This window comes from Flavobacterium sp. (assembly GCF_017985075.1).
Taxonomy (GTDB): Bacteria; Bacteroidota; Bacteroidia; order Flavobacteriales; family Flavobacteriaceae; genus Flavobacterium.
Window position 1 is genome coordinate 20218 of sequence record NZ_JAGNYF010000026.1, and the last position, 7936, is coordinate 28153.

General features: G+C 29.9%; 10 protein-coding genes. 6 read left to right on the plus strand and 4 right to left on the minus strand.

Going from position 1 to position 7936, the window contains the following annotated elements:
* Window positions 1-21: 21 nt before the first annotated feature.
* Genes KA468_RS06725 through KA468_RS06740 form a run of 4 tightly spaced genes read left to right on the plus strand, consistent with a single transcriptional unit; the run spans window position 22 to window position 3020 of the window.
* Complete coding sequence (locus tag KA468_RS06725; RefSeq protein WP_291242169.1) at window positions 22-501, plus strand: hypothetical protein; 480 nt, start codon at window positions 22-24, stop codon at window positions 499-501.
* A complete protein-coding gene (locus KA468_RS06730) occupies window positions 492-1169 on the plus strand; it encodes a YggS family pyridoxal phosphate-dependent enzyme (protein ID WP_291242170.1) in 678 nt (225 codons plus the stop codon). Before KA468_RS06725 ends, KA468_RS06730 begins: the two co-directional genes overlap by 10 nt.
* A gap of 59 nt (window positions 1170-1228) precedes the next feature.
* Window positions 1229-2590: an exonuclease domain-containing protein gene (locus KA468_RS06735; protein WP_291242180.1), complete on the plus strand. Its 1362-nt coding sequence runs from the start codon at window positions 1229-1231 to the stop codon at window positions 2588-2590.
* 16 nt (window positions 2591-2606) lie between these two features.
* Window positions 2607-3020, plus strand: a complete 414-nt coding sequence (locus tag KA468_RS06740; RefSeq protein WP_291242171.1) for an SET domain-containing protein-lysine N-methyltransferase — start codon at window positions 2607-2609, stop codon at window positions 3018-3020.
* A gap of 76 nt (window positions 3021-3096) precedes the next feature.
* Here the strand turns inward: KA468_RS06740 and KA468_RS06745 are convergent, their stop codons facing one another.
* A complete protein-coding gene (locus tag KA468_RS06745; protein ID WP_291242172.1) occupies window positions 3097-3702 on the minus strand; it encodes a transposase in 606 nt (201 codons plus the stop codon).
* Between the two features lie 100 nt (window positions 3703-3802).
* Window positions 3803-5338, minus strand: coding sequence for a YifB family Mg chelatase-like AAA ATPase (locus KA468_RS06750; RefSeq protein ID WP_291242173.1), 1536 nt, complete (start codon window positions 5336-5338; stop codon window positions 3803-3805).
* Between the two features lie 178 nt (window positions 5339-5516).
* Here KA468_RS06750 and KA468_RS06755 point away from each other — a divergent pair, with 178 nt between their 5' ends.
* Together KA468_RS06755 and KA468_RS06760 are read left to right on the plus strand one after the other, a co-directional pair.
* Entirely contained in the window at window positions 5517-5993 is a 477-nt protein-coding gene (locus tag KA468_RS06755; protein WP_291242174.1) for a hypothetical protein, read from the plus strand.
* Window positions 5983-6192 carry a helix-turn-helix transcriptional regulator gene (locus tag KA468_RS06760; protein ID WP_291242175.1) on the plus strand — a complete coding sequence of 70 codons (210 nt, stop codon included), beginning with the start codon at window positions 5983-5985 and terminating at the stop codon, window positions 6190-6192. Before KA468_RS06755 ends, KA468_RS06760 begins: the two co-directional genes overlap by 11 nt.
* Here KA468_RS06760 and KA468_RS06765 read toward each other — a convergent pair.
* Together KA468_RS06765 and KA468_RS06770 are read right to left on the minus strand one after the other, a co-directional pair.
* On the minus strand, window positions 6189-6539 hold the full coding sequence (locus tag KA468_RS06765; RefSeq protein ID WP_291242176.1) for a hypothetical protein: 351 nt from the start codon (window positions 6537-6539) through the stop codon (window positions 6189-6191). The two genes, KA468_RS06760 and KA468_RS06765, sit on opposite strands and share 4 nt — an antisense overlap.
* A gap of 200 nt (window positions 6540-6739) precedes the next feature.
* Window positions 6740-7936 (minus strand): thioredoxin family protein (locus KA468_RS06770; RefSeq protein WP_291242177.1); only part of this gene is annotated, 1197 nt, incomplete at its 5' end.

The window sequence follows — 7936 nt, forward strand, 5'->3', positions numbered from 1 at the left end:
AGCAACTAATATTATTTAACTATGAAAAAAATATTAATATCACTTCTATTAAGTATTACAACATTATTTATTTTCTATTTATGCAAACCAATAGTTTTAAAATATGCTATGGGAAATGCTATAATTTTGAATGAAGTAAGTGCATATTCAGTTTCAATAGATGGCAAAATATATAAAGATGTTTTATACAAAAATAAAAGTACATTTATTCTTTTCTTAAATGAAGAAAAAATAAAAACTGATTACAATATCGTATCAATTAATCTTGAAGATAATATCATTGGATTTAATTGCGCCTCAAATAACTGTTATGATACTTTTTTAGGTAACTTATTTCAAAGTGATATGGGAGAAATGTATGTTCAATTTGATAATACTATTAAAGGACCAAATTTTGATACCGAATTAAAAATATATGAAGAAAGCATAGAGTTTTATATTCCTAAAAAAGGAAATGGCAAAATTCATATTCAATTAAATTTACAAGATTCATGTTTATAGCTCAAAACCTCAATAAAATAAAATCCCAACTTCCACCACACGTGACTTTGGTTGCGGTTTCAAAAACCAAACCTGTAGCTGATTTAATGGAAGCCTACAATGCGGGTCAGCGTATTTTTGGAGAAAACAAAATCCAAGAAATGACTGATAAATGGGAACAAATGCCAAAAGATATCGAATGGCATATGATTGGCCACGTACAAACCAATAAAGTCAAATTTATGGCAGAATACGTAAGTTTGATTCACGGTGTAGATAGTCTAAAATTGTTGCAAGAAATTAATAAACAAGCCAAAAAACACAATAGAGTCATTGATTGTTTATTACAAATTCATATTGCCGAAGAAGAAACCAAATTTGGATTAGATGAAGAAGAACTAAATCAGGTGCTGAAGCAAGTTCAGAAAGACAAAAGCGAATTTGAAAACATCAGAATCGTAGGTTTAATGGGAATGGCAACCTTCACTGAAAATCAAAACCAAATTGAAAAAGAATTCAACCATTTAAAATCGATATTTGATAAATTAAGTAAAATTCCATTTACCCATAACCTAAAACCCAACATCTTATCAATGGGTATGTCTGGCGATTATCAACTAGCCATTTCGTGCGGTAGTACAATGGTTCGAATTGGAAGTAGTATCTTTGGCAATAGAAATTATCAATAAGGCAATTTTCAATGTACCATTTATTGAAAACGAATTACTAAATTATAAAAAGAAAACATATTTATACTATTATCGACATAGAAACCACGGGCGGACAATACAATGAAGAAGGTATTACGGAAATTGCCATTTATAAATTTGATGGTCACGAAGTGGTAGACCAGTTTATTAGTTTGGTGAATCCTGAAAAACCAATTCAGCCTTTTGTGGTAAAATTAACGGGTATAAACAGTGCTATGCTTCGAAGTGCGCCAAAGTTTTACGAAGTGGCAAAACGAATTATTGAAATTACTGAAGGTTCTATTGTTGTAGCGCATAACGCCAGTTTCGATTACCGAATTTTACAAATGGAATTTAGACGTTTGGGTTTTGATTTTAAAAAACCAACACTTTGCACTGTAGAATTAGCAAAAAAAATCATTCCCGATTTGCCTTCATATAGTTTAGGAAAATTAGTACGTTCATTAGGAATTCCAATGGCAGACAGGCATAGAGCAAGTGGTGATGCAATGGCTACAGTTAAATTATTCAAGATGCTTTTAGCAAAAGATTTGACTAAAGAAATTGTAAAAAGTTATATAAAAACCGAAATAAAAGCAGGATTATCACCTAAATTACTTGATATATTAGAAAAATTACCTTCAAAAACTGGAATATACTATATTCATAATGAAAACGGCGATTTAATTTACATTGGAAAAAGTAAAAACATTAAAAAAAGAGTAAATCAACATTTTACAGGCGTAAATTCTAAAAGTAAAAAAATTCAACGCGATGTATACACAGTTACTTGCGAGGAAACAGGAAGCGAATTAATTGCGTTATTGAAAGAATCGGAAGAAATTAAAATCAATAAACCAATATATAATAGAGCACAACGCAAAAGTATATTTAATTTTGCTATGTATTCGCATATAAATAAGGAAGGTTATTTGGCAATAACTATTGAAAAGGCAGATGGCAGAAAAAAAGAAATCACCTCATTTGTGAGTCTACAAGAAGGGAAAAACTTTCTTTTTAAATTAACATCTGAAAATCAATTATGTCAGAAAATTAACGGACTTTACGAAACAAAATCCGCTTGTTTTCAATACAAAATAAAAGAATGTAATGGCGCTTGCATACAGCTTGAAAGTCCTGAAACATATAACACTCGTGCTGAAGATTGTATTCACTATTTACAATTTGACAACAACAATATGGTTGTTGTCGACAAAGGTCGAGGAATTGAAGAACGAAGTGCCGTTTTAATTGAAAATGGTGTTTATAAAGGGTATTGTTTTTTCGATTTAAACTATCAAATTACGAATGTTGAGATATTAAAAAACATCATTATTCCGATGCAAAATAATAGAGATACAACGTCCATCATAAAAAATCATATTAGAAAAAATAGAGTAATGCGAATTTTAAAATTTTAGTTTTATTAAAAATAATATGGACAATACCATTGATGCAAAGGAAGAAGATTATTTATACATTCATAAATCTCAAATTGAAAATTCTGGAAATGGATTATTTACAGCAATAGAAATTTATAAGGAAGAAATAATTTCCATTTTTAAAGGTAAAATAATAACAAACAACGAAGCAGAATCTATTGTAAAACTAAATGAAGACAAGTATTTTATTAATTTACTTGATGGCACAATTTTAGACTCAAATACTGTAGATTGTTTTGCTAAATACGCAAATGATTCCAATGGTTTTACAAAATCTAAGTATAAAAATAATTCAAAAATCTCTTTAGACGAAGTCAACAACGTTTGTTTAATTGCTACAAAAAACATCAAATCTAATGAAGAAATTTTTTGCAGTTATGGTAAAAGATATTGGAAAAAACACGGCTAACCCAACCAACCTTCTCTAACTTACGCTCCGCAAAGTCTCCGACTTTGAGGTTGTGTTTAAAGGTCTCCGACCTTCCTTACCAATTATAAATATTACTAATTGATTGTGGTTTTAAAACATCTATTACTGGATTATCAACTTTTGTAATTGTTATAATTCCATTATCTTTAATATAATTAGAAGCACTTGAATGTACATAATGAGAAGCCTTGACAACAATTCCGGCTCGAACAGGATTTAAATGAATATAATCCAATTTAGACCAAAAAAACTTTTCTGAAAAAATTTCTTCGGGATGATTTCCATATTGCCAAAACTGATATTTTTCATTTCGACTATGACTTTTACAAGCAAATTCAAAACGTTTCAGCATCCAATCGGCTCTACTTTCTGGTTCTGTTTCTATTTTATGCAAAATAGTCTTTGCGGTAAACTTCTTGAAATCCCGAATTAAATCGGATAATTTATTTTTATCGGATTGTATAATTAAATGAATATGATTAGACATAATTACATATCCATATAAAATCATTCCCTTATTTTTGATGCAAAAATCCAAACTTTCTATGATGCAATCTCTATATGCTTTTCTTGAAAAAACATCAACCCAATCCACAACTGTTGCGGTAATAAAATGAGCTTTAGATTGGTCTCGAATTATGTAACCTTCTTTATCTTTCATATATTTTCTTTTAGGTCAGTCAAAGACTGAAAGACACTACCTCAAAGTCGGAGACTTTGCGGAGCTTGAGTTATTAACTTTTTTAATTGTTATAATTCCATTATCCCAACCAGCCTTCTCGATCTAAACTTCTGTATTGAATAGCTTCGGCTATATGATGCGAAACAACAGCTGCTGAATTTTCTAAATCGGCAATGGTTCGGGAAACCTTTAAAATTCTATCATAAGCACGTGCCGACAAGTTCAATCGTTCCATAGCCGTTTTTAATAATTGTAGAGAAACATCATCTAAAGCACAATATTCACGAATTAATTTACTACTCATTTGTGCATTATAATGAATGTGATTGTAGTTTTCGAAACGTTGTGTTTGAATATTTCTTGCCTCTGTAACCCGTTTTCTAATTTCAACACTACTTTCTGCCTTGCGAGTTTCCGATAATTTTTCAAATGGCACAGGTGTTACTTCAATATGAATGTCAATTCTATCCAAAAGAGGTCCTGAAATTTTACTTAAATACCGTTGCATTTCCATTTGTGAAGCACCATTTGAATTTTTCGAATCGTTAAAAAAACCACTGGGACTCGGATTCATACTGGCTACTAACATAAATGATGAAGGATAAGTAATCGTAAATTTAGCTCGAGCGATTGTTACTTCTCTATCTTCTAAAGGTTGACGCATAACTTCTAAAACTTCACGTTTAAACTCAGGTAATTCATCTAAAAATAAAACGCCATTATGCGCTAAAGAAATTTCTCCTGGTTGCGGATAACTACCTCCTCCTACCAAACTGACAGAACTTGCCGTGTGATGTGGTGCTCGAAAAGGACGTTGTGTTAATAATCCTGCATCTTTTATTCTACCTGTAACCGAGTGAATTTTAGTTGTTTCCAACGCTTCTTGCATACTCATAGGTGGTAAAATGCTTGGTAAACGTTTGGCTAACATCGTTTTACCAGCGCCTGGAGGTCCAATTAAAATAATATTATGACCGCCTGCTGCTGCAATTTCCATACATCTTTTTATTGACTCCTGACCTTTGACGTCAGCAAAATCGAATTCTGGAAATTCAAGGTTTTTAGAAAATTCTTCTTTCGTATCAATTATGGTCGGAATTAAAGTTTCTTTACCTTCAAAAAAATTTATGACTTGCAATACATTATCTACGCCATACACCTCTAAACCTTCAACAATTGCGGCTTCTTTTACATTTTGATTGGGAAGGATAATTCCTATAAAACCCTCTTCTTTAGCTTTAATGGCTATGGATAATGCTCCGCGAATTGGTTGCAAACCACCATCTAAAGACATTTCGCCCATAATAATATACTTTCCTACTTCTTCGGCGTTTATTTGACCAGAAGCAGCTAAAATACCAATAGCTAAGGTTAAATCATAGGCAGAACCTTCTTTCCTTAAATCGGCAGGCGCCATATTTATGGTGATTTTTTTTCCGGGAAGGTTGTAATTGTTGTTTTTTAGAGCGGCAGCAATACGATAACTGCTTTCTTTAATTGCGGAATCTGGTAAACCTACTAAATGGTATCCTATTCCTTTATCGATATTTACTTCTACAGTAATGGTGGTGGCATCTACACCGAAAACGGCGCTTCCAAAGACTTTTACTAACATGGCGTGTACTTTTAAAAATTGGCTTATATAAATACAAATGTAGAAAAATATTTTAATTACAAACAATTAAAAATTTCTAAAAAATAAAAAAGTAAAACAAAATATACTTTTTGTAAATTTTACTTGTCAATATGTAAAATAAACTTTACATTTGAAAAATAATTTTAAACTTTAATTTATGAAAACACGTTTTTTATTTCCTAATCAATTTAAAAATTTTGGTTGGTTATTATTTATTCCAAGTGTTATAGTGACACTTATTATCTCCGCTTTAAATATATCAACCGATGAATATTTAAACATTTCTGTTTTTTCTATATATCAAGATAGTATAGGAGAAATTCCTGGATTTTTTAAATTTATAAAAAACAGTATTGTAGATGAAATTCTTACTATCGGTATAATTGTAGGTGGCATTTTAGTTGGATTTTCAAAGCTAAAAGAAGAAGACGAAATGATTTCTAAAATAAGATATGAAAGTTTAGTATGGGCAACTTATCTAAATTATGCAATTATATTATTCTTTACATTATTTATATTTGGCTTACCTTATTTGAATGTTTTATTTTATAATATGTTTACTTTACTTTTATTTTTTATTATACGATTTCATTACATGATTTATAAATTAAATACTTCAAATCATGACGAATAACATTAAAGTTCTCCGAGCAATAAAAAATATTTCTCAAGAAGAATTAGCAAAGAAAATTCAGGTAAGTAGACAAACTATAAATGCTATGGAAAAAGGGAAATATGTTCCTTCTACGCTGTTAGCATTAAAGTTAGCCCAATTTTTCGAAACACAAGTTGAAGATATTTTTACATTAAGTGAAGAAGATAAAAATATTTAATTTTTATTCACATTTTCGTCAAAAGAATAAAGATCTCCAAATATCTCATCTTCCTTTTTTTTACATTCAATAAATATTTGTTTTGGAATTTTATTACTAAAATTTAGTTTAGTAATTCTATCACAATTTTCATCATCATATTTAAAGATTAATTCATTATTTAATATTATTGGAGTTTTATTAAACCCTCCACCAACATAATAATATCCTAATCTTTTATTTTCGTTGTATATTGTAATTATAGAATTGGCTCTTTTGGAATCTTCATAATTACCACTATAAACTGTTGAAAAAATAAAACGTAATTTTCCGTAATTTAAATTATCTATAATTCCTAAATATGTCATTTTATATTCTAATATTTCATTTTTCAATTTAAGTTTTGTAAAATACTCTATATTTATATTTTCTTCACTTAAAACTAATTTCTCTAATTTTATGTCGAGTTCTTTAGAATTATTTTCATCATTATTTGTAATGTTACAAGAATCGAAAAAAAATAAAAAAGTAACAAAACAAAGAAATATAAAAAAGTACCTAACCATTTCTACTTTTTATTAGCCAAGGCAATCCCATTTTCTAACCATTTTTTATATTCTTCAATATTGGTATTAAATGCCATTGGAGTTACACCTTCTAAATCATTACCTTCATTATCAATAATAACATATAAAGGTTGCGAATTACTTTTATATCTTGAAATTTGTAAGTCTGTCCATTTGTTTCCAATAGTAATTACTTTCTTACCCGTTGTTTTAGAAACGTATTGTTTTTCTTTAGGTAAATCAATTTTTCTATCACAATATAAAGAAACTAAAACCACATCATTTTTTAGGATAGATAAAATGTTTTTGTCAGACCAAACATTATCTTCCATTTTTCTGCAATTCGCACAGGCATCACCTGTAAAATCTAACAATACTGGTTTGCCTACTTTTTTCGCGTAAGCCAATCCGTATTCGTAGTCTTCAAAAGCAATAATTCCGTGTGGTCCATTGTGCGCGTGTTCTGGTAATTCAGCTGTACTCGAATTCCCATTTCCAAATACTGATGCACTTTCTGCATAAGTCATTGGAGGTGTTAATCCGCTCAATATTTTTAATGGAGCGCCCCATAATCCTGGAATCATATAGAAAGTAAAAGTGGAAACGATAATTGCCATCATCAAACGCCCTACTCCTATTTTATCCGCTTTTTCATAATCGTGAGGTAACATATATTTTCCAAATAAATATAACGCCCAAGCAGCAAATACAGCAATCCATATCGCAATAAACAATTCTCTTTCTAACCAATGTTTTTGTAATACCAAATCGGCATTAGATAAAAACTTAAAGGCAAAAGCCAATTCTAAAAATCCTAAAGAAACTTTAACCGTATTTAACCAACTACCCGATTTTGGCATTGAATTTAACCAACCTGGGAACATAGCAAATAACATAAATGGTAAAGCAATAGCGATAGAGAAACCTAACATTCCAATAATTGGTGCTAAACCACCTTTTGATGCCGATTCTACAAGTAATGTACCAACAATTGGACCTGTACAAGAAAAAGAAACTACTGCTAAGGCTAATGCCATAAAAAAGATACCAACTATACCGCCTTTATCAGCTTTTGAATCAATTTTTGTAGCCCAAGAACTTGGTAAAACTATTTCGAATGCGCCTAAAAATGAAAGTGCAAAAATTACTAATAAGGCAAAGAAAATTAAATTAAATGTAACACTTGTTGATAATTCATT

Excerpts from the sequence above, each read along its gene's own strand:
- KA468_RS06765 (WP_291242176.1), bottom strand. The coding sequence starts at position 6,539 with ATGACATATTTAGGAATTATAGATAATTTAAATTACGGAAAATTACGT.
- KA468_RS06745 (WP_291242172.1), bottom strand. The coding sequence starts at position 3,702 with ATGAAAGATAAAGAAGGTTACATAATTCGAGACCAATCTAAAGCTCAT.
- KA468_RS06750 (WP_291242173.1), bottom strand. The coding sequence starts at position 5,338 with ATGTTAGTAAAAGTCTTTGGAAGCGCCGTTTTCGGTGTAGATGCCACC.
- KA468_RS06740 (WP_291242171.1), top strand. The coding sequence starts at position 2,607 with ATGGACAATACCATTGATGCAAAGGAAGAAGATTATTTATACATTCAT.
- KA468_RS06725 (WP_291242169.1), top strand. The coding sequence starts at position 22 with ATGAAAAAAATATTAATATCACTTCTATTAAGTATTACAACATTATTT.
- KA468_RS06755 (WP_291242174.1), top strand. The coding sequence starts at position 5,517 with ATGAAAACACGTTTTTTATTTCCTAATCAATTTAAAAATTTTGGTTGG.
- KA468_RS06760 (WP_291242175.1), top strand. The coding sequence starts at position 5,983 with ATGACGAATAACATTAAAGTTCTCCGAGCAATAAAAAATATTTCTCAA.
- KA468_RS06730 (WP_291242170.1), top strand. The coding sequence starts at position 492 with ATGTTTATAGCTCAAAACCTCAATAAAATAAAATCCCAACTTCCACCA.